This is a genomic window from Pseudomonas sp. ANT_J28 (genome assembly GCF_008370005.1).
In the GTDB taxonomy this organism is placed as follows: Bacteria; Pseudomonadota; Gammaproteobacteria; order Pseudomonadales; family Pseudomonadaceae; genus Aquipseudomonas; species Aquipseudomonas frigoris.
Window position 1 is genome coordinate 17,460 of sequence record NZ_VOBM01000044.1, and the last position, 18,431, is coordinate 35,890.

Annotated in this window: 21 protein-coding genes; 7 read left to right on the forward strand and 14 right to left on the reverse strand. The window is 57.4% G+C overall.

All coding sequences use genetic code 11. The features are described 5' to 3' along the window. Positions 1 to 30 precede the first annotated feature (30 nt). Both FQ187_RS24575 and argF read right to left on the reverse strand, forming a co-directional pair. Entirely contained in the window at positions 31 to 1,140 is a 1,110-nt protein-coding gene (locus FQ187_RS24575) for an ABC transporter ATP-binding protein (protein ID WP_149631459.1), read from the reverse strand. Next, positions 1,137 to 2,057 carry an ornithine carbamoyltransferase gene (argF, locus tag FQ187_RS24580; protein ID WP_149631460.1) on the reverse strand — a complete coding sequence of 307 codons (921 nt, stop codon included), beginning with the start codon at positions 2,055 to 2,057 and terminating at the stop codon, positions 1,137 to 1,139. The genes FQ187_RS24575 and argF overlap by 4 nt, the downstream gene beginning before the upstream one ends. A 415-nt stretch (positions 2,058 to 2,472) precedes the next feature. Between argF and FQ187_RS24585 the strand changes: the two genes are divergently transcribed. From FQ187_RS24585 to grxD, 3 genes are all read left to right on the forward strand, one after another. After that, entirely contained in the window at positions 2,473 to 2,763 is a 291-nt protein-coding gene (locus FQ187_RS24585) for a hypothetical protein (RefSeq protein WP_008155590.1), read from the forward strand. 134 nt (positions 2,764 to 2,897) lie between these two features. After that, positions 2,898 to 5,003, forward strand: coding sequence for a molybdopterin oxidoreductase family protein (locus tag FQ187_RS24590; RefSeq protein WP_149631461.1), 2,106 nt, complete (start codon positions 2,898 to 2,900; stop codon positions 5,001 to 5,003). Between the two features lie 97 nt (positions 5,004 to 5,100). Further along, positions 5,101 to 5,442: a Grx4 family monothiol glutaredoxin gene (gene grxD / locus FQ187_RS24595; protein WP_149631462.1), complete on the forward strand. Its 342-nt coding sequence runs from the start codon at positions 5,101 to 5,103 to the stop codon at positions 5,440 to 5,442. A gap of 85 nt (positions 5,443 to 5,527) precedes the next feature. Here grxD and bfr read toward each other — a convergent pair whose 3' ends face one another. Both bfr and FQ187_RS24605 read right to left on the reverse strand, forming a co-directional pair. Next, positions 5,528 to 6,001 (reverse strand): bacterioferritin, encoded by a 474-nt coding sequence (gene bfr, locus FQ187_RS24600; protein WP_008155586.1) that lies wholly within the window; start codon positions 5,999 to 6,001, stop codon positions 5,528 to 5,530. Positions 6,002 to 6,200: 199 nt separating this feature from the next. Then, positions 6,201 to 6,419: a bacterioferritin-associated ferredoxin gene (locus FQ187_RS24605; protein WP_123368466.1), complete on the reverse strand. Its 219-nt coding sequence runs from the start codon at positions 6,417 to 6,419 to the stop codon at positions 6,201 to 6,203. Positions 6,420 to 6,733: 314 nt separating this feature from the next. On the opposite strand from FQ187_RS24605, the gene FQ187_RS24610 reads away from it, so the two are divergent. Next, entirely contained in the window at positions 6,734 to 7,336 is a 603-nt protein-coding gene (locus tag FQ187_RS24610) for a peroxiredoxin (protein ID WP_149631463.1), read from the forward strand. A gap of 68 nt (positions 7,337 to 7,404) precedes the next feature. On the opposite strand, the gene rnt is transcribed toward FQ187_RS24610, so the two are convergent. Both rnt and pyrC read right to left on the reverse strand, forming a co-directional pair. After that, positions 7,405 to 8,082 carry a ribonuclease T gene (gene rnt / locus FQ187_RS24615; protein WP_149631464.1) on the reverse strand — a complete coding sequence of 226 codons (678 nt, stop codon included), beginning with the start codon at positions 8,080 to 8,082 and terminating at the stop codon, positions 7,405 to 7,407. Next, positions 8,079 to 9,125, reverse strand: a complete 1,047-nt coding sequence (pyrC, locus tag FQ187_RS24620; protein ID WP_149631465.1) for a dihydroorotase — start codon at positions 9,123 to 9,125, stop codon at positions 8,079 to 8,081. The genes rnt and pyrC overlap by 4 nt, the downstream gene beginning before the upstream one ends. A 159-nt stretch (positions 9,126 to 9,284) precedes the next feature. On the opposite strand from pyrC, the gene FQ187_RS24625 reads away from it, so the two are divergent. Continuing rightward, positions 9,285 to 10,193, forward strand: a complete 909-nt coding sequence (locus FQ187_RS24625) for an OmpA family protein (RefSeq protein WP_149631466.1) — start codon at positions 9,285 to 9,287, stop codon at positions 10,191 to 10,193. A gap of 129 nt (positions 10,194 to 10,322) precedes the next feature. Then, the gene (locus tag FQ187_RS24630; protein WP_007898502.1) at positions 10,323 to 11,540 is read left to right on the forward strand and encodes an argininosuccinate synthase; all 1,218 of its coding nucleotides are present in this window, start codon (positions 10,323 to 10,325) and stop codon (positions 11,538 to 11,540) included. Between the two features lie 184 nt (positions 11,541 to 11,724). Here the strand turns inward: FQ187_RS24630 and FQ187_RS24635 are convergent, their stop codons facing one another. Next, positions 11,725 to 12,357: a hypothetical protein gene (locus FQ187_RS24635; protein ID WP_149631467.1), complete on the reverse strand. Its 633-nt coding sequence runs from the start codon at positions 12,355 to 12,357 to the stop codon at positions 11,725 to 11,727. A 579-nt stretch (positions 12,358 to 12,936) separates the two neighbouring features. On the opposite strand from FQ187_RS24635, the gene FQ187_RS24640 reads away from it, so the two are divergent. Next, the gene (locus tag FQ187_RS24640) at positions 12,937 to 13,563 is read left to right on the forward strand and encodes a response regulator transcription factor (RefSeq protein ID WP_149631468.1); all 627 of its coding nucleotides are present in this window, start codon (positions 12,937 to 12,939) and stop codon (positions 13,561 to 13,563) included. 88 nt (positions 13,564 to 13,651) lie between these two features. On the opposite strand, the gene FQ187_RS24645 is transcribed toward FQ187_RS24640, so the two are convergent. The 7 genes from FQ187_RS24645 to FQ187_RS24675 all read right to left on the reverse strand — a co-directional run bounded on the left by FQ187_RS24645 (position 13,652) and on the right by FQ187_RS24675 (position 18,345). Further along, a complete protein-coding gene (locus tag FQ187_RS24645; RefSeq protein WP_149631469.1) occupies positions 13,652 to 13,831 on the reverse strand; it encodes a PA3496 family putative envelope integrity protein in 180 nt (59 codons plus the stop codon). Positions 13,832 to 13,937: 106 nt separating this feature from the next. After that, positions 13,938 to 14,576 carry an endonuclease III gene (gene nth / locus FQ187_RS24650; RefSeq protein WP_149631470.1) on the reverse strand — a complete coding sequence of 213 codons (639 nt, stop codon included), beginning with the start codon at positions 14,574 to 14,576 and terminating at the stop codon, positions 13,938 to 13,940. 25 nt (positions 14,577 to 14,601) lie between these two features. Continuing rightward, positions 14,602 to 15,189 (reverse strand): Rnf-Nqr domain containing protein, encoded by a 588-nt coding sequence (locus FQ187_RS24655; RefSeq protein ID WP_149631471.1) that lies wholly within the window; start codon positions 15,187 to 15,189, stop codon positions 14,602 to 14,604. Continuing rightward, entirely contained in the window at positions 15,182 to 15,793 is a 612-nt protein-coding gene (locus FQ187_RS24660) for an RnfABCDGE type electron transport complex subunit G (protein ID WP_149631472.1), read from the reverse strand. The genes FQ187_RS24655 and FQ187_RS24660 overlap by 8 nt, the downstream gene beginning before the upstream one ends. Then, positions 15,790 to 16,782, reverse strand: coding sequence for an RnfABCDGE type electron transport complex subunit D (locus tag FQ187_RS24665; protein WP_149631473.1), 993 nt, complete (start codon positions 16,780 to 16,782; stop codon positions 15,790 to 15,792). The genes FQ187_RS24660 and FQ187_RS24665 overlap by 4 nt, the downstream gene beginning before the upstream one ends. Further along, positions 16,769 to 17,779 (reverse strand): electron transport complex subunit RsxB, encoded by a 1,011-nt coding sequence (gene rsxB / locus FQ187_RS24670; protein ID WP_149631474.1) that lies wholly within the window; start codon positions 17,777 to 17,779, stop codon positions 16,769 to 16,771. Before rsxB ends, FQ187_RS24665 begins: the two co-directional genes overlap by 14 nt. Further along, positions 17,776 to 18,345, reverse strand: a complete 570-nt coding sequence (locus FQ187_RS24675; RefSeq protein WP_149631475.1) for an electron transport complex protein RnfA — start codon at positions 18,343 to 18,345, stop codon at positions 17,776 to 17,778. Before FQ187_RS24675 ends, rsxB begins: the two co-directional genes overlap by 4 nt. Between the last annotated feature and the right edge of the window lie 86 nt (positions 18,346 to 18,431).

An 18,431-nucleotide genomic window follows, 5' to 3' on the forward strand; every position in this document is an offset into this window, starting at 1 on the left:
GAGCAAGCTCGCACACAGGAGTTGTGTTTGTCAGTGGGCGCTGCTGTAGCGGCGGACACCGGATTCGACGGTCGGAATCTGCGCCGCCGTACTGCCCGACGCCTGAAACAGCACCAGGTGTTCAGCCGCGACACGAATGCCGACCTCTGAACCCACCTGATGATCGGCATGGCTCGGGAAAATCGACTCTAGCTGCGCGCCGGTCGGCAACTGCAAGCGATATAAGGTGGACGCACCCTGGAAAGACTTGCCGACAATCCGCGCCTTCAACGTGCTATCCGGTGCATAAACGATATCGTCCGGACGCAGCAATACATCCACCGCACCGCCAACCGGCCAGGTGTAGGCACGATTACCGCGTAACTCACCCAGTTCGGTCTGCACCGACTCGGGGCTGCTCAGCTGACCGCGAATGAAATAACCCTGGCCGATGAAGCTGGCCACATAGGGCGTCAGCGGTTCGTGATACAGGTTGTAGGGCGTATCCCACTGCTCCAGGCGACCCTCCTTGAAAACCCCCACATGATCACTCACCGCGAAGGCTTCTTCCTGGTCGTGGGTCACCAGAATCGCGCTGGTGCCACGAGCCTTGAGGATATCGCGCACCTCATGGCTGAGCTTGCGTCGCAGCTCGCCATCAAGGTTGGAGAAGGGTTCGTCGAGCAGCAGCAGTTGCGGTTCCGGCGCCAAGGCACGGGCCAGTGCGACGCGCTGCTGTTGACCACCGGACAGCTCATGCGGGAAGCGCTTGCCGAGGTTTTTCAGGTTGACCAGTTCCAGCAACTCTTCGGTGACGCGATCCTTTTGCGGATGCTTGCGGATCCCGAAGGCGATGTTCTCGGCCACGCTCAAATGCGGAAACAGTGCGTAATCCTGGAACACCATGCCGATCCGGCGTTTCTCCGGGGCGAGGGTGAAGCCGGCGCGGGAGATCGTCTCGCCCGCCAACTGGATTTCACCTTCGTGTACCGGTTCGAAACCAGCAATCGCCCGTAGCGTGGTGGTCTTGCCGCAACCCGAAGAGCCCAACAGGCAGCCGATGTCGCCGGCATTCAAATGCAGGTTGAGGTTCTGCACGACGCGCTGGTCTTGGTAGCCGCAGGCGAGGTTGCGCAGGTTCAGCAGTAATGGATGGCTCATGCGTGGTGGTACGCCGGTTCGACGAGAAATTCGAGCAGGGCCTTTTGTGCGTGAAGACGGTTTTCGGCTTGATCCCACGCGACGGAGCGCTTGTCATCCAGCAGGTCGACGCTGATTTCCTCGCCACGGTGGGCCGGCAGGCAGTGCATGAACAGCACGTCCGGTGCGGCCAGGTCGAGCAGGGCGCGGTTGACCTGAAACGGCGCGAACAGCTTAAGGCGTTTGGCGGTTTCCTCTTCCTGGCCCATGGAGGTCCAGACGTCGGTGCTGACCAGGTGGGCGCCGCGTACGGCATCCTTCGGATCGCGGACGATGGTGACCCGGTCACCGGCCTTCGCCACGAATTCAGGGTTGGGTTCAAAGCCTTCCGGGCACGCGATGCGCAACTGGAAGTCGAACTGGATCGCCGCTTCTATATAGCTGTTGCACATGTTGTTGCCGTCGCCGATCCAGGCCACGGTTTTGCCCTGGATCGAGCCGCGGTGTTCGAGGAACGTCTGCATGTCGGCCAGCAACTGGCACGGGTGCAGGTCATCGGACAGGCCGTTGATCACGGGCACGCGGGAGTTGGCGGCGAATTCGGTCAGGGTACTGTGGGCAAAGGTACGGATCATTACGGCGTCGAGCATGCTCGACATGACGATCGCGCAATCGCCGATCGGCTCGCCACGGCCCAGTTGGGTGTCGCGCGGCGACAGGAAGATCGCCTGCCCACCGAGCTGGATCATGCCGGCTTCGAACGAAATACGGGTGCGGGTCGAGGACTTCTCGAAAATCATCCCGAGCACGCGGTTTTTCAGAGGCTCGAACAGTACGCCGCGGTTACGCAGGTCTTTGAGCTCAACGCCTCGACGGATCACGCTGACCAGCTCTTCGGGCGTGCAATCCATCAGGGAGAGAAAGTGCCTTGCGCTCATCATTGACTACCTTTTTGCAACAGACCGCAGATACTCAAAGCCTTGTTTAACTGAAAAACGGGCGAGACCTGCGGCGTAAGCCGCACGGGGCGACGAAATAGGGGAAGGCGCGATATTGACATTAAATGTCGCGTTTTTCCAATAGGCTACGGTGTTTGGGGATTTCAGAGGGGCTACGGGATGACCGCAGTAGCGCTTTTGAAGCCTGTTTCCTGACAGCAGCCAGTCATTTGTACACTGGGGTCGCGGGGCTTTGCAATCAAACGGGGCGGGGAAGACGTAGCAACGGTCAGTTTCTGACCTTTCATTCGAAACATTTGTACTCAGGATTGATGGATGTGTCTGGTCTGAAACATTTGCTAATGCAAGGTGGCGGGTTATAACTAATCCACGAACGACGCAGGAAGCCTTCGGAATGGAATCGAAAGAACGACAGTTAATGGAATTACTCGGCCTCACCGCCCGCTCTCTGACCCACCTCACCGCGTCCATGACCTCGATGTCCTTCGAGTTGATGCGCAGTGAAGACGAAGTGACCAAGGCTGCCGGCCGGCGGATGATCGACCGCATGGCAACCATCAGCACCGGGCTCGACGAGCACTGGCGGCTGATCGGCGAACTCACCGGTGTCCATGTCGCTCAAGAGCAGATCGAAACCATCCAGGAGATCCAGTTGCAGGCGCCGCCGAGGCTGCCGCCGAACTGATCCCCAGCGGTCATCGGCTGGCCTGATGGCCGCCGATTCACAAGACGAACGTCGCTGGCGCAGCAGTGGATCAGGCGCCATAGTTTTGTTCCCGCGGTCGATATTGCCCGCCCAGAACAAGACAGAGACTGGCCATGACCAAGACTCTCCATCACCGTGCGTGCCACTTGTGCGAAGCCATCTGCGGCCTGACCATCGAAACCACCGAGGTCGAAGGCGCGGTGCAGATCACTTCGATCAAGGGTGACGCTCAGGATACCTTCAGCCGCGGGCACATCTGCCCCAAGGCCGTTGCCCTGCAAGATATTCAGAACGATCCGGATCGTTTGCGTCAGCCGATGCTACGTGTCGGCAGTGAATGGCAACCCATCGAGTGGGAAGACGCCTTCAACCTTGTAGCCGAACGTCTGGCGGCGATTCAGGAGCGTCACGGACAGAACGCGGTGGCGGTCTATCAAGGCAACCCCAGCGTGCACAACTATGGGTTGATGACCCACAGCAATTATTTTCTCGGCCTGTTGAAAACCCGCAACCGGTTTTCCGCGACCTCAGTTGACCAGTTGCCCCATCACCTGACCAGCCATTTGATGTACGGCCACGGTTTGCTGTTGCCGATCCCGGACATCGATCACACCGATTTCATGCTGATCCTCGGCGGCAATCCGCTGGCCTCCAACGGCAGCATCATGACCGTGCCGGATGTGGAGAAGCGCTTGAAGGCCATTCAGGCCCGCGGCGGCAAAGTGGTGGTGGTCGATCCGCGCCGCAGCGAAACCGCGGCGATTGCCGACCAGCATCTGTTCGTGCGCCCCGGTGGTGATGCGGCATTGTTGTTTGGACTGCTCAACACCTTGTTCGCTGAAGGCCTGACCCGCGACAGTCATTTGCCGATGGACGGTCTAAATGAGGTGCGGGAGGCGGTCGCGAATTTCACCGCCGAGGCCATGAGCCCACTATGCGCGGTGCCCGCCGAACAGATCCGCCAACTGGCGCGGGACTTTGCGGCGGCGCCGACAGCGGTCTGTTACGGCCGCATGGGTGTCTCGACCCAGGCGTTCGGCACCTTGTGTCATTGGGTTGTGCAACTGATCAATCTGGTCACCGGTAATCTTGATCGTGTGGGAGGTGCGTTGTGCACCGAACCTGCGGTGGACCTGGTGGCGTCCACCTCAGGCGGGCATTTCAATCTGTGGCAGAGCCGGGTCTCCGGGCGTCCCGAATACGGTGGAGAACTGCCGGTGTCGGCACTGGCCGAAGAGATGCTTACCGAAGGAGAAGGGCAGGTCCGCGCGCTGATTACCGTGGCGGGTAATCCGGTGCTGTCGACGCCCAATGGCCGGCAACTGGAACAGGCTCTTGACGGTTTGGAGTTCATAGTCAGCATCGACCTGTACATCAATGAAACCACGCGTTATGCCGACCTGATTCTGCCGTCCACATCGGCTCTGGAAAACGATCATTACGACACGACCTTTAATATGTTTGCGGTGCGTAACGTCAGTCGGTTCAATCGCGCGATCCTGGCCAAACCTGAAGGTGCGTTGCATGACTGGGAGATTTTCGTGGGGCTGGCCAAGGCCTTTGCTGAGAAGACTGGCAAGGAACTGAAACCGACGATCCCGCCAGCGCAGATGATCGACCGTGGCTTGCGGGTGGGGTTGTATGGTGATGCTTCGGAACAGAAATTGTCGCTGGCTACCTTGTTCGATCACCCTCATGGTGTCGATCTCGGGGCGCTGAAATCTAACCTGGCGCCACGCCTGAAAACCGCCAACCAGCGCGTCCAGGCTGCGCCACCAGCGATCCTTGCCGACCTGGCGCGCTTTGCAGCCTTGCAAGCACCAGCGGCCGATGAGTTGCTGATGATTGGCCGCCGCCATGTGCGCAGCAACAACTCGTGGATGCACAACTATCACCGCCTGGTGAAGGGCAAGCCGCGCCATCAATTGCTGATGCACCCGGATGACCTGGCCAGCCGTGGGCTCAACGACGGGCAGCGAGTGCGGGTCAGTTCGCGGGTCGGTGAGATTGAAGTTGAAGTGCTCGGCAGTCTGGATATGATGAAAGGCGTGGTCAGCCTTCCGCACGGTTGGGGCCATGCGCGGCCAGGCGTACAGATGACCATTGCCTGTGGTCAGCCGGGCTCCAGCGCCAATGACCTGACTGACGAGCGTCAGCTCGATGAGTTGTCGGGCAATGCGGCGTTGAACGGTGTGCCAGTGACCGTGGCGGCGGCTTGATCAAGTCTGTCGGGGAGACCGAGCAGGGTGCTCGGGTTTCCGTTACAATGCGCCACCGTGCCGACCACTGAGTCGGAAAGTTCAGCCGAGGTGCTCCATGGATATCATCGAAACGATTAAAGAGCAGATTGCTAACAACACCATTCTGCTTTACATGAAAGGCTCGCCGAATGCCCCGCAGTGCGGCTTCTCCGCGAAAGCCGCGCAGGCCGTGATGGCGTGTGGTGAAAAGTTTGCGTACGTGGACATCCTGCAGAACCCGGAAATCCGCGCCAACCTGCCAAAATACGCCAACTGGCCAACCTTCCCGCAACTGTGGGTTGGCGGTGAGCTGGTCGGCGGTAGCGACATCATGACTGAAATGTCCGCTGATGGTTCGTTGCAGACCACGATCAAAGCGGCTGTTGAAGCGGCTGCTGCCAACAAGACTGAAGCCTGATTCAGTCTTTGTAGGCATTAAAAAAGCCCCGCCTCTTTAAGAGAGTGCGGGGCTTTTTATTGTCTCGAGCTTAGCGGGCGCTAACTTACTCTTCGCCCATCTGCGATTGCAGATAGTTCTCAAGACCGACTTTATCGATCAGGCCCAGTTGGGTTTCCAGCCAGTCGATATGTTCTTCTTCGGATTCAAGAATATCTTCAAGCAGTTCACGGCTACCAAAGTCGCCGACGGTTTCGCAATGAGCGATAGCCACTTTGAGATCCGCGTGACCGGTGCGTTCGATACGCAGGTCGCACTCAAGCATTTCCTGGGTGTGCTCGCCGATCTGCAGCTTGCCCAGGTCCTGGACGTTCGGCAGGCCTTCAAGGAACAGGATGCGCTTGATCAGCTTGTCTGCGTGCTTCATCTCGTCGATGGATTCGTGGTACTCGTGCTTGCCGAGCTTGTTCAGGCCCCAATCTTCGTACATGCGTGCATGCAAGAAGTATTGATTGATCGCGACCAGTTCATTGGCAAGGATCTTGTTGAGATGCTGGATGACTGTAACGTCGCCTTTCATGATGGGGTCCTGCCCTTTATTAGCTGTCAATGAAGCAGAGTTTGAGCCCCGTAATTAAGAGTGTCAAACCTAAGTTATTGAAACTTAAATGAAAATCAATCGGAATAAGAATGTTTGTGTTCCGCGTCTAGAGCGTAAGCGATTGATTTTCAGGTATAAAAAAACCGGACATCAAGTCCGGTTCTTTGAAATACGGTAGTTACGCGGCAGTAAATTCTACAGGATAGGGAATTGCAGCCTGGGCCGATTGCAGTTTGGTCAGGGTTTCGCGAACGACCTCCTTGGCAAGGCAGGCGCATTTACCGCATTGGCTGGCAACGCCGGTGGCCTGACGGACGTCCTTATAGCTGCAGCAACCTTCATAGATTGCTTCGCGGATTTGACCGTCGGTGACGCCAGTGCAGAGGCAGACATACATAAGTGAAAACCGTCGCTGGTTGTGACTCAATTGCGATGGATCTTAATGTTAACGAGAATGATTGTCAAAGTGCTTTCTGAAAGCTTCGCGTTATAAGCGGGCGCGACTGACGAACGGTTTTCGTCAGGGCAATCTGCCAGTAACCGCGGCGACGGCAATTTTAACGAACCTGCGAAAAACCGTTGAGGACAGCTCAAAAACGCCGTGTATGATGGTCGGTCCTTGCGAAGGGGGTCGTGTCACAGGGCTGTCGCTTGAAGGTGACAGGCTGACGCGAGCCCAGTTCTTCACGTTATTACACCAGGAGATATCCAATGAGCGTACTCGTAGGCAAACAAGCCCCTGACTTCACCGTACCGGCCGTACTCGGCAATGGCGAAATCGTAGACAGCTTCACCCTGTCGTCGGCCATCAAAGGCAAATACGGCCTGGTGTTCTTCTACCCACTGGACTTCACCTTTGTTTGCCCGTCCGAGCTGATCGCTCTGGACAACCGCATGTCTGACTTCAAGGCACGCAACGTTGAAGTGATCGCCGTTTCGATCGACTCGCACTTCACCCACAACGCCTGGCGTAACACCCCGGTCAACAATGGCGGCATCGGCCAGGTTCGTTACACCATGGCTGCCGACATCAAGCAGGAAATCATGAAGGCCTACGACGTTCAGTCCGCTGACGGCGTAGCTTTCCGTGGCGCGTTCCTGATCGACGACAAAGGCGTTGTCCGTTCGCAGATCATCAACGACCTGCCGCTGGGCCGTAACATGGAAGAGCTGATCCGTCTGGTCGACGCGCTGCAATTCCACGAAGAGCACGGCGAAGTTTGCCCTGCCAACTGGAAAAAAGGCGACAAAGGTATGACCGCTTCCACCGAAGGTGTTGCGGCTTACCTGACCGAGCACGCTGCTGCGCTGTAAGGCACGTTTGAGGCATAAAAAAACCGGCTGTTGAGGCCGGTTTTTTATGGGCGGAATAAATCCAACGATCAGTCGTTGTAGTCTTCCCAACCGCCCATTTGTTTCCAGCGATTGACGATGCCGCAGAACAGCTCGGCCGTCTTCTCGGTGTCGTAGCGAGCCGAGTGGGCCTCACGACCGTCGAAGTCGATATCGGCCGCCTGACAGGCCTTGGCCAGTACGGTTTGGCCGTAAGCCAGACCGGCCAGGGTTGCAGTGTCGAAGCTCGAGAACGGATGGAACGGATTACGTTTCATGTCCAGGCGTGCGACAGCGGCGTTGAGGAAACCCAGATCGAAGCTGCTGTTGTGCCCGACCAGAATCGCCCGTTTGCAGCCATTGGCTTTCAGGGCCTTGCGGATGCCACGGAAGATGTCGGTCAGCGCTGCTTCTTCACTCACTGCCATGCGCAGCGGGTGGTCGAGTTTGATCCCGGTAAATTCCAACGCGGCCGCTTCGATGTTCGCGCCTTCAAATGGCTCTACGCGAAAGAAGTAGGTGTGGTCGGGGTACACAAACCCTTTTTCGTCCATGCCGATGGTGGTTGCGGCAATTTCCAGCAAGGCGTCAGTGGCAGAGTTGAAACCACCGGTTTCAACGTCGACAACGACTGGCAGGTATCCACGGAAGCGCTCAGCCATCGGGTGGCGTGAACCACCTCCGCCGCCTTGACCGTCCTGTTCGTCGTCGAAATGGTCTTCACTCACGCGTGTTCCTCCAGCAGGCGCCAGCGCAGTTTTTCACCGGCGCGCAGCGGGATTACGGTCAGCTCGCCAAATGGCAGGCTGGTTGGGGCGGTCCACTCTTCGCGGACCAGGGTAATACGATCGGTGTTCACCGGCAGGCCGTAGAAACGAGGTCCGTTCAGGCTGGCGAAGGCTTCGAGCTTGTCCAGCGCGTTGCGCTGTTCGAAGGCTTCGGCATACATCTCGATCGCTGCATAAGCGGTGTAGCAACCGGCACAGCCGCAAGCGGCTTCTTTGGCGTGCTGGGCATGGGGCGCCGAGTCGGTGCCGAGGAAGAATTTGTCGCTGCCGCTGGTGGCGGCGTCGAGCAGGGCTTCCTGATGGGTGTTGCGCTTGAGGATCGGCAGGCAATAGAAGTGCGGCCGAATCCCGCCCACCAGCATGTGGTTGCGGTTGTACAGCAGGTGATGCGCGGTGATGGTCGCGCCAACATTGGCCGAAGCCTCGTTGACGAACTGCACGGCGTCGGCGGTAGTGATGTGTTCGAACACCACTTTGAGGCTCGGGAAGCGCTCGACCACACGGCGCATGTGCTCATCGATGAAGATTTTTTCGCGATCGAACACGTCGACATCGCCACGGGTGACTTCACCGTGAACCAACAAGGGCATCCCGACTTCAGCCATGGCCTCAAGTGCAGGGAAGATCTTGTCGATGCTGGTGACACCAGAGTCCGAGTTGGTGGTCGCGCCGGCCGGGTACAGTTTGGCGGCGTGAATGAAACCGCTGGCCTTGGCCTCGCGAATTTCTTCGGGCTGTGTACGGTCGGTCAGGTACAGCACCATCAACGGTTCGAAGCGACTGCCGGCCGGGCGTGCAGCGAGAATCCGCTGGCGATAGCCGTCGGCTTCAGCAGCGTTACGCACCGGAGGTACCAGGTTGGGCATGATGATGGCGCGACCAAAGGTGCGCGCGACATCCGCAACGGTATTGGTCAACACGGCACCATCGCGAAGATGAATGTGCCAGTCGTCGGGACGCAGCAGGGTCAGGCGGTCGGACATGAGGGGATTCCAGGCGGGTCAAACTGAGGGGAATGCTACCGGAAAAGACACTTACAGGCACTCGCTATCAAGTTTTGCTGGAAGCTTCCGATATCCAACAGGTATGCCGTAAACATATGTGTGTCGGTCTTTTTGTTGTAGAAGCCAGTGGAGCCTCCCGTGCGCCAGCGTTATTTAGCCTTGCTCAGCGTGTTTGCCAGCCTTCCAGCGATGGCGCTCACTTTCCAGACCCGTCTGGAGAGCATCGAGTGGACGGTCGAAGGAGACAAGTTCGAGTGCCGCCTGAGTCAACCGATCACCGATTTTGGTTCGGGTGAGTTCGTGCACCGCGCTGGCGAGCAAGCGACGTTTCGTCTGAAGTCCTACAACGCGATGATCGGCGGCGGTTCGGCTACCTTGCTGGCGGCGGCTGCACCCTGGCAGCCGGGGCGTGGCGACATCAACCTCGGTTCTGTGCGGATCGGCAGCGGCAACGTGCTGTTCAACAGTTCGCAAGTTCAGGCCGGCCGCTTGATCAGTGGCCTGATGGATGGCCGCAGTCCGGTCGTTCGACATTACTCGGGCGATGGCCGGGTGTCGGAAGTGCGCCTGCTGCCGGTCAAGTTCAGCAAGGCCTTCAACGACTACCAGAGCTGTGTGGCAAAACTGCTGCCGAAGAGTTTCGAGCAGGTTAAGCAATCGCAGATCGGCTTCCCCGGCGAAGGCATCGATCTCGACGCGCAGGCCAAGGCTCAATTGCAAGTGATGCTGGCGTTCATGAAGGCTGACCCGACGGTCAACCACATTGAACTCGATGGCCACTCCGACAACAGCGGCAACCGCCTGACCAATCGTGATCTGTCGCGGCGTCGGGCTCTGGCCGTCATGGAGTTCTTCAAGGCCAACGGCATTCAGGAATCGCAGATCACTGTGCGCTTTCACGGCGAGCGTTATCCATTGGCGCCCAATACCAATTCCGCCAACCGGGCGAAGAACCGTCGGGTCAATGTGCACCTCGCGCGGGTTGCGCCCGCTGAAAAGCCGGCCCCTCAGGCCACGGCATCGGCGAGCGCCGCGTCGACCTCCTGAACCCGCTGTTATCGTCGCTCACTCGACATAATCTGTCGCTTCGTCGTCATAAGCTGTCGCGCCTCTGTAAATTATCCTGCATGACCGGTAGACTTGACCGCTTTCCGTAGAACCCCGTGGAGTGATGGCATGGCGGACGTAAACAAGGTCGTTCTGGCGTATTCCGGCGGCCTGGACACTTCGGTGATCCTCAAGTGGCTGCAGGATACTTATAACTGTGAAGTCGTGACCTTCACCGCTGACCTGGGTCAGGGCGAAGAGGTCGAACCTGCACGCGCCAAGGCACAGGCCATGGGCGTGAAAGAGATCTACATCGACGACTTGCGCGAAGAATTCGTGCGCGATTTCGTTTTCCCGATGTTCCGCGCCAACACCGTTTACGAAGGCGAGTACCTGCTGGGTACTTCCATCGCTCGTCCGTTGATCGCCAAGCGCTTGATCGAAATCGCCAACGAAACCGGCGCTGACGCCATTTCCCACGGTGCCACCGGCAAGGGCAACGACCAGGTTCGTTTCGAGCTGGGCGCCTACGCCTTGAAGCCAGGCGTGAAAGTGATTGCTCCGTGGCGCGAGTGGGACCTGCTCTCCCGTGAAAAGCTGATGGATTATGCTGAAAAGCACAACATCCCGATCGAGCGTCACGGCAAGAAAAAATCCCCGTACTCGATGGATGCCAACCTGCTGCACATCTCCTATGAAGGCGGCGTGCTGGAAGACACCTGGACCGAGCACGAAGAAGACATGTGGAAATGGACCGTCTCCCCGGAGAAGGCTCCAGATAAAGCGCAATACCTGGAACTGACCTACCGCAATGGCGACATCGTCGCACTGGACGGCGTCGAAATGACCCCGGCTACCGTGCTGGCGACCCTGAACCGTATCGGCGGCGAACACGGTATCGGCCGTCTCGACATCGTCGAGAACCGTTACGTAGGCATGAAGTCCCGTGGCTGCTACGAAACCCCAGGCGGCACCATCATGCTGCGCGCCCACCGTGCGATCGAATCGATCACCCTGGACCGCGAAGTGGCTCACCTCAAAGACGAGCTGATGCCTAAATACGCCAGCCTGATCTACACCGGTTACTGGTGGAGCCCTGAGCGTCTGATGCTGCAACAGATGATCGACGCATCCCAGGCCCACGTGAACGGCGTTGTGCGCCTGAAGCTTTACAAGGGCAACGTGATCGTCACCGGTCGCAAGTCCGACGAATCGTTGTTCGATGCCAACATCGCGACCTTCGAAGAAGATGGCGGCGCCTACAACCAAGCCGACGCGGCGGGCTTCATCAAGCTCAACGCGTTGCGCATGCGTATTGCGGCGAACAAAGGCCGGAAGCTTTTCTGAGATCTTTGACGCCGTAGTGGAACGACCGTAATGGAACGACGGTAATAGAGTTGTGGCCTTGTCGGTGACAAGGCCACAATTTCTGAATAAGGGGGAGTTTTCCTGCCGGACATCGTGTTATCAGCGCTCTTTTTGTACCGTAATACCTTCCTTCTGTTTCCTCTCTCTGAATGCTCTTCAAGCATTACCTGCTGCGTGTCAGGTAAAAAGAGTGATCAAGAATCGTCAGACCGTGTGAATTCAAATTGTAAGCAATGCAAAGCGTTGGTCCGCTGCGATTCTTTGCCTGTTTTGATTGCTTGCTTGCGCTTTCCTTCAATAATGCCTCCGAATCGGTACAGGTGAGAAATACGATCACTTGTGCAGGGCGTCCCTGTGGGCGCCGGTTTTTTTCAATCCAGGCACCGAATTCCATTTTCTTGTTTAGCAACCGCGCATCGACGATGTGCAGGTTTTTTAGCGGCTCGGCCAGGCAAACGTGCTGTAGAGCCGAGAGGCCCGTCTGAATACCGATTCGCGCGGGAGGGTCCTTCAGGTTATCGGGCCGCTGACTGCGTTCAGCGTTGTCCATCACTTTTATAAAATGCTTTCCCTTTCCGAAATCGGATGGCGCGTACAGCGACCGGTAGTTGAAGTTGAGTGTGGCGAAGAAAAGAAAAAGCAAATAAAAAGGGAAACTGATCAGGAACCAGACATAGAGCTCCCGCTCCTTATTGTCGAGAAAGGGCAGTGAGACGGCGGCCGATGTTTCAGAAATAGCGGCAAATATTGCAATAACTGTCATGGGGTTGATGATTTTTTTCTTTAGTTTGTTCATGTTTTTGGCTCATGGGAATATTGTTTTTTCTCTGTTGATTAGTGTTTTTGGTTTTCATTTTAATAACTAAGTGGTCGGTGTTTGTATTTGTACAGTACTCCTTTTTAAGTTTTCGATTTCGAAGGTTTGATAGTAGCGGTGTTGAGTGTGTAGCGGGTGCCTCTGTTGTTGATTTTTAGGTGGTGGTAGGGTGGGTTTGTTGTTGAAGTGTTGCCTGGTGTGATTTTTTATTACAACCTTGATATGCGGTGTTTGTGGTATGGGATTTCAAGTGGTAAATATCAGTTACTTTTAAGGGTAGCTCAATAGTCGGTGTTCGTTGGATCGCTTGCGACGAACCCTGTTATTTGGTTTTCTGGTTGTAAATAGAAACAAAAAAACTGCGGATAATCGAAATGTTTTCAGGTTGATAAAGTTTTTACCCTGCCGGTATTTTTGGAAATTTGTAAGACGATTCTTTAATGTCTGTAGGGAATGTCTCTCGGTGCGGGTGGCCGAGGGGGGCGGCATGCCATGGGTGAAACGACTAGGCTATCGTGCGGGCTCTAAAAATTCGAACAGCGAAAATTGGACTTGCCCATGAATAAAGTGCTGATCGTGGATGATCACCCTGTCATTCGTCTTGCGGTGCGTATGCTAATGGAACGTCATGGCTACGAAGTCATTGCAGAGACAGATAATGGCGTGGATGCGTTGCAACTTGCCCGTGAGCATATGCCGGATATTGTCATCCTGGATATTGGAATACCAAAACTTGATGGGCTGGAAGTCATTGCGCGTCTGACATCGACAGCAACGCCCATGAAAGTACTGATACTAACTTCCCAGGCGCCCGGGCATTTCTCTATGCGTTGCATGCAATCGGGTGCTGCAGGGTATGTTTGTAAGCAACAGGATCTCACTGAATTGCTCAGTGCAATAAAGGCAGTATTGTCAGGCTACAGCTACTTTCCGAATCAAGCCTTGCATACCGTACGTTCCAGTTTGGGGAACGCCAGTGAAGCCGATATGGTGGATCGTCTGTCGGGTCGGGAAATGATGGTCTTGCAACAGTTGGCCCGAGGCAAGACCAACAAGGAGATCGCCGATGGAATGTTCCTCAGCAATAAAACTGTCAGTACATACAAGACTCGTCTGTTGTTGAAACTCAATGCCCGCTCGCTGGTCGACCTGATCGAATTGGCTCAACGCAATGGTCTGGTGTGACTGCCCCAGCGTTTGACGAGGCGCGATGAGCGGGGGGGCATCAGGCGGCACTTAGTAAAAAGCCTCCGTTTCGGGAGGCTTTTAGGTGTCATAGATCAAAATCGTAATCGGCCAATTGCTTTTGCAGTCGGCGCTCCTCCAACAGATTGTCGATGGTACGGCGTTTGCTCAGGTTGGTCTTCGCCACTTCAATCACCGGTTCAGCATCATCAGCCTCAACAGGGGTGAAGTCGTCTTCTACGTCCAATTGCTCTTTGCCAGTGCTCATAGTGTTACTCCAGGCTAAGGCTGCCTTTGGCGCTCCTTATATCGATAATCTCCCGGCGGGTAAAAAAGATTTTTTCAATCGATAAATCGAAAAACCTAATAGCGCCTCAATCGTCCGACGTCTTTTTCTTGTATTCGCACAAGTCTTCGATCCGACAACTGCCGCAACGAGGCTTGCGGGCCATGCAAACGTAGCGTCCGTGGAGGATCAACCAGTGATGGGAGTCGAGCAGATATTCCTTCGGCACGAACTTCATGAGTTTTTGCTCAACCTCGACCACATTTTTGCCTGGAGCAATGCCGGTACGGTTGCTGACCCGGAAAATATGCGTGTCCACGGCCATGGTCAACTGACGGAATGCGGTATTGAGCACCACGTTGGCGGTCTTGCGGCCTACGCCGGGTAACGCTTCCAGCTCTTCACGGGTTTGCGGCACTTCACCTCCATGACGTTCCACCAGCAAGCGACAGGTCTCGATCACGTTTTTCGCTTTGCTGTTGAACAGGCCGATGGTCTTGATGTATTCCGACAAGCCTTCGACACCCAGGGCATAAATCGCCGCCGGTGTATTGGCCACCGGGTAGAGCCTGGCGGTTGCCTTGTTGACGCCGACATCGGTCGACTGCGCCGAGAGAATCACGGAGATCAGCAATTCGAACGGCGAGGAGTAGGCCAGTTCGGTCTTCGGTTCCGGGTTGTCTTCGTGAAATCGGCGAAAAATTTCCAGACGTTTTGCGGCATTCATGGGCAGTGCGTTTCCTCGAAGGCGGTCAGTGAGAGGGCGTCGAGCGGGTCCAGGCCTGACGTGCGGCGATCAGCAGTCCCAGCAGAATGAATCCGCCAGGAGCCAGGGTGGCCAGGCGCAAACCACCGTCGGCAGTCAGCACCCAGCCTTGCCAGTCGGCTTGCGCAGTGCCAGCCAGCCATGGCAGATGGCTGCCGAGTGTCCCGCTGCCGATGAGTTCGCGCAGCAAGCCAAGGCCCGCCATCAACGCGCCGAACAGGCCACACAGGCGCAGACGCTCGCGCCAGGTGCTCTGGAAAAAACCGGTGTGTTCCAGCGCAACGCATTGCAAGGCAATTAATCCTGCATAGAACCCTACATGTTGGTGCCATTGCAGCGACCAGACTTGCGCGGCGAGTTCCGTGCAACTGGTCAGTGTGGCCGCCAGCAGGACGCAGGCAAGCAAACGTGTCGCCGGGATAAGTCGGGATCGCAAGGCGCCCATGCTCACTCCAAAGGCACTGATCACCACGATGAACATCAGCCACAAGCCCAGAGCGGACACCAATGAGTCCGTGGCACCGATCAGCGGTGCAAGCATCAGCGAACTCTGCAGCGTCGATGACTTATTCATGAGCGCTGCTCCCGATCAACTGTTGCTGATGTTCGTCGAAATAGCGCAGCGCGTCATGGATGGCGTTGATGACCGCTCTCGAAGTAATGGTCGCCCCTGCCATTTGATCGAATTGCCCCTGATCCTTTTTCAAGGCCCAGCCATTGTCGGCGGGTTCGGTTCGGGACTTTCCGGAAAAAGCCTGAAGCCAGGCATTGGGCCAGTCGGCGAGTCGACCGCCCAGCCCCGGAGTTTCCGATTGCTTGAGCGTTTTGACGCCCAGCACCTTGCCGTTTGCGCCGATGGCGATCAGCAATTCGATGGAGCCCTCGTAGCCCAGGGTCTGGCTACGCAGCAACACGGCGCTGGGTTGGCCAGTCTTGGTCGCGAGGTAGCCACCCAGCAGCGTGCTGTTGGCCAATCCAGAGTTTTCGAGGGCGAGCGGCTGTTCCAGCGGCTGATTGTCGTAGCTTTCAGCAGGGAGCAGGTCCAGCAGGTTACGACCGTCGATCAGGCGCTGTTCGGCCGCAATGCGCGGCGCGCTGGTGAGCTGCACGAGGTAAGTCGCACCAATCCCCAGGCCTGCCAGCAACACCAGGATCACAACGCTCGACGCCCGGCTCATGGCGCACCCCGTTCCAGTTTGGAGGCGGCAAACCGCTCCAGCGCAGGCACACAGAGGTTCATTAACAGCACGGCAAAGGCTACGCCGTCCGGATATCCACCCCAGGTACGAATCAAGTACGTCAGCAGCCCGACGCCCGCGCCGAATAGCAGTCGCGCGCCGGGGCTTTTTGCGCCGGACACCGGTTCCGTGACGATGAAGAATGCACCCAGCATGCTCGCGCCAGTGAGCAGATGAAACAGCGGCGAACCATGGGAGTCGGAGCCCGAGCCGTTCCAGCACAGCAGGCTGATGATGAACAGGCTGGCGAGCATGCCGACCGGCGCATGCCAGCTGAACACCCGTCGTTGCAGCAGAAACGCGCCGCCCGCCAGAAAGGCAAGGTTGACCCATTCCATGCCTCGGCCGCCGAAATGACCGAACGCCGGGTTAGCGGCAAACAGTTCGTCCATGGTCAGGCTTTTGTTGATCCGCAGGCTGTCCAGCGCCGTGGCCTGGACCCAGGCATCTGGCGTCTGCCCGAGGCTGATCCCGAACACCTGCTGCAAGCCTCCGATCAGGTCCAGACCATGGGATGACGGCCAGTGGGTCATCTGTTGGGGAAAGGTCACCAGCACCAGGGCGAAGCCCAGCATTGCCGGGTTGAACGGGTTCTTGCCAACGCCGCCATACAGGTGTTTGCCGAACACCATCGCGAACGCCGTGGCACAGACCGTCAGCCACCACGGGCAATAAGGCGGCAAGGCCAGAGCCAACAGCGTCGCGCTGACCAGCGCACTGCCGTCGCTCAAGCTCGGCTTGAGCGCAAGCTTGCGCAAGCGCAACACGGTCGCTTCAACGGCCAGTGCGGTAATACCCGTCAGAATCAGGTTGATCAACACGCCCCAGCCATACAGCCAGAAAAACACCAGCATCCCCGGCACGGTGGCCAGCAATACCAGTTTCATGGCTTGCTGGAGGCGTTCGTCGACCGATTCAAGGGGCGGCATAGGCATCCACCTGACGCTCGGCTTCATTCACCGCGAGTTCCAGGGCTTCGATCTGCTCTGCCGGCGCTTCGCTGGATTGGGCTTTCTTGAGTTCGGCACGGCGCATGGCCAACTGGATCTTTGCCCGATTCAGCTGCGCATTTTTCGCCGGAACGACGGGGGGGGCGGCTGGCGGTGCAGAGCTTTCCAGTTTTGCCAACGCCTGTTCGGCAACCTCGAATTGCTGTTGCAGGACGATCAGCTGCGACTGCTGTTCGAAGGTCGGCGGATGCCCGAACGCCTTGAGTGACTTGTTCAGTTGCGCCCGACTCATCGCCAGATCGATCTTGGCCTTTTTCAACGCCGCATCCGCATTGGCTGCCTTCTGTGCGCGGACTCGCTCAAGAGCGGCCTGAACCGGGTCGAGTGTCGCTACCTCACTGTGCTGGACGGCGCGCTGGGCTCGGGCCTGACGTTCGGCGATTTTCTGTTCTTCTTCGCGACGCAGACGAGCATTGCGCTGTTCAAAACGGCGCCGCGCGTGATTGCGCTTGGCCGTCCGGGCACGTTGTTCCTCAAGGCTCAACGCCAGGCCGCCGACAATCGGCAGCACCGTGTCCAGCGGCAACGGCCGCATCTCGATGCAATCCACCGGGCAGGGCGCTACGCACAGGTCGCAACCGGTGCATTCATCGACGATCACCGTGTGCATCAATTTCGCCGCGCCGACAATGGCATCCACCGGGCAGGCCTGGATGCACTTGGTGCAACCAATACACTCCGCTTCACGAATAAAGGCGATCTGCGCCGGGGCCGAACCGCGACTGACGTCCAGTTCCAGCACCGGCACTTTCAACAGCTCGGCCAGGGCCGCGATGGTCTCGCTGCCGCCCGGCGGACATTTGTTGATCGGTTCGCCGCTGGCAATGCCTTCGGCGTACGGCTTGCATCCGGGATGGCCGCACTTGCCGCATTGGGTCTGCGGCAAGAGGGCGTCGATGCGTTGAATCAGACTCATGTTTTGATCAGTCCGCTGAATCCGAGAAAGGCCACTGCAATCAATCCAGCGCCGATCAGGTCGATGGGCAGGCCGCGAAAGGGCAGGGGGATATCATTTTCGATGGTGCGTTGGCGCAAGTCGCTGAACAGGCTCAGTACCAGCCAGAATCCCAGCCCGGCACCCAGGCTCAGGGCCAGGGCGTGGAAGAAGCCTTTGTCGTCCTGAGCGTTGAGCAACGTCAAGCCGAGTACGCCAGCATTGCCCAGCAGTAGGGGCCAGAGGCCATCGAACGTAAGCTTTGGAAGTAACCGGGAAAGCACTTTCAGCAGCGGGCCAATCAGCAGAACGCTTAATGGCAGGAAGACGAAAAGGCGCAGCGACGTCAGCTCCAGCGGGACCAGCAACCAACGATAGGCCGAGTAGCCCACCGTGCCGACGATCAGCATCAAACACATCGTCGCAAGGCCCAACGCGTGGACTTGCCGATGCTCGTTGCCCAACAGCGGATCGACGCCCAGCGGCCAGTGCAACACGAGGTTGTTGATCAGGGCGGCGCTGATAAGCGTAAGAACAATTTCGGTCATGATCCTGCCGGCAAGAACGGGGCTTTTTAACGGAGCGGTCAAAAAAGCTTAGGCATTATCTGGCAAGGACGGAGGGTGGGCCAGAC

What these genes read in the sequence shown, in the direction of transcription:
- FQ187_RS24610 (WP_149631463.1), top strand. Translation starts at nt 6,734, where the DNA reads ATGAGCGTACTCGTAGGCAAACAAGCCCCTGACTTCACCGTACCGGCC.
- FQ187_RS24630 (WP_007898502.1), top strand. Translation starts at nt 10,323, where the DNA reads ATGGCGGACGTAAACAAGGTCGTTCTGGCGTATTCCGGCGGCCTGGAC.
- argF (WP_149631460.1), bottom strand. Translation starts at nt 2,057, where the DNA reads ATGAGCGCAAGGCACTTTCTCTCCCTGATGGATTGCACGCCCGAAGAG.
- FQ187_RS24665 (WP_149631473.1), bottom strand. Translation starts at nt 16,782, where the DNA reads ATGCCGCCCCTTGAATCGGTCGACGAACGCCTCCAGCAAGCCATGAAA.
- FQ187_RS24635 (WP_149631467.1), bottom strand. Translation starts at nt 12,357, where the DNA reads ATGAACAAACTAAAGAAAAAAATCATCAACCCCATGACAGTTATTGCA.
- bfr (WP_008155586.1), bottom strand. Translation starts at nt 6,001, where the DNA reads ATGAAAGGCGACGTTACAGTCATCCAGCATCTCAACAAGATCCTTGCC.
- FQ187_RS24655 (WP_149631471.1), bottom strand. Translation starts at nt 15,189, where the DNA reads ATGAATAAGTCATCGACGCTGCAGAGTTCGCTGATGCTTGCACCGCTG.
- FQ187_RS24585 (WP_008155590.1), top strand. Translation starts at nt 2,473, where the DNA reads ATGGAATCGAAAGAACGACAGTTAATGGAATTACTCGGCCTCACCGCC.
- FQ187_RS24605 (WP_123368466.1), bottom strand. Translation starts at nt 6,419, where the DNA reads ATGTATGTCTGCCTCTGCACTGGCGTCACCGACGGTCAAATCCGCGAA.
- pyrC (WP_149631465.1), bottom strand. Translation starts at nt 9,125, where the DNA reads ATGTCCGACCGCCTGACCCTGCTGCGTCCCGACGACTGGCACATTCAT.
- FQ187_RS24660 (WP_149631472.1), bottom strand. Translation starts at nt 15,793, where the DNA reads ATGAGCCGGGCGTCGAGCGTTGTGATCCTGGTGTTGCTGGCAGGCCTG.
- FQ187_RS24575 (WP_149631459.1), bottom strand. Translation starts at nt 1,140, where the DNA reads ATGAGCCATCCATTACTGCTGAACCTGCGCAACCTCGCCTGCGGCTAC.
- FQ187_RS24675 (WP_149631475.1), bottom strand. Translation starts at nt 18,345, where the DNA reads ATGACCGAAATTGTTCTTACGCTTATCAGCGCCGCCCTGATCAACAAC.
- FQ187_RS24645 (WP_149631469.1), bottom strand. Translation starts at nt 13,831, where the DNA reads ATGAGCACTGGCAAAGAGCAATTGGACGTAGAAGACGACTTCACCCCT.
- rsxB (WP_149631474.1), bottom strand. Translation starts at nt 17,779, where the DNA reads ATGAGTCTGATTCAACGCATCGACGCCCTCTTGCCGCAGACCCAATGC.
- nth (WP_149631470.1), bottom strand. Translation starts at nt 14,576, where the DNA reads ATGAATGCCGCAAAACGTCTGGAAATTTTTCGCCGATTTCACGAAGAC.
- grxD (WP_149631462.1), top strand. Translation starts at nt 5,101, where the DNA reads ATGGATATCATCGAAACGATTAAAGAGCAGATTGCTAACAACACCATT.
- FQ187_RS24590 (WP_149631461.1), top strand. Translation starts at nt 2,898, where the DNA reads ATGACCAAGACTCTCCATCACCGTGCGTGCCACTTGTGCGAAGCCATC.
- FQ187_RS24640 (WP_149631468.1), top strand. Translation starts at nt 12,937, where the DNA reads ATGAATAAAGTGCTGATCGTGGATGATCACCCTGTCATTCGTCTTGCG.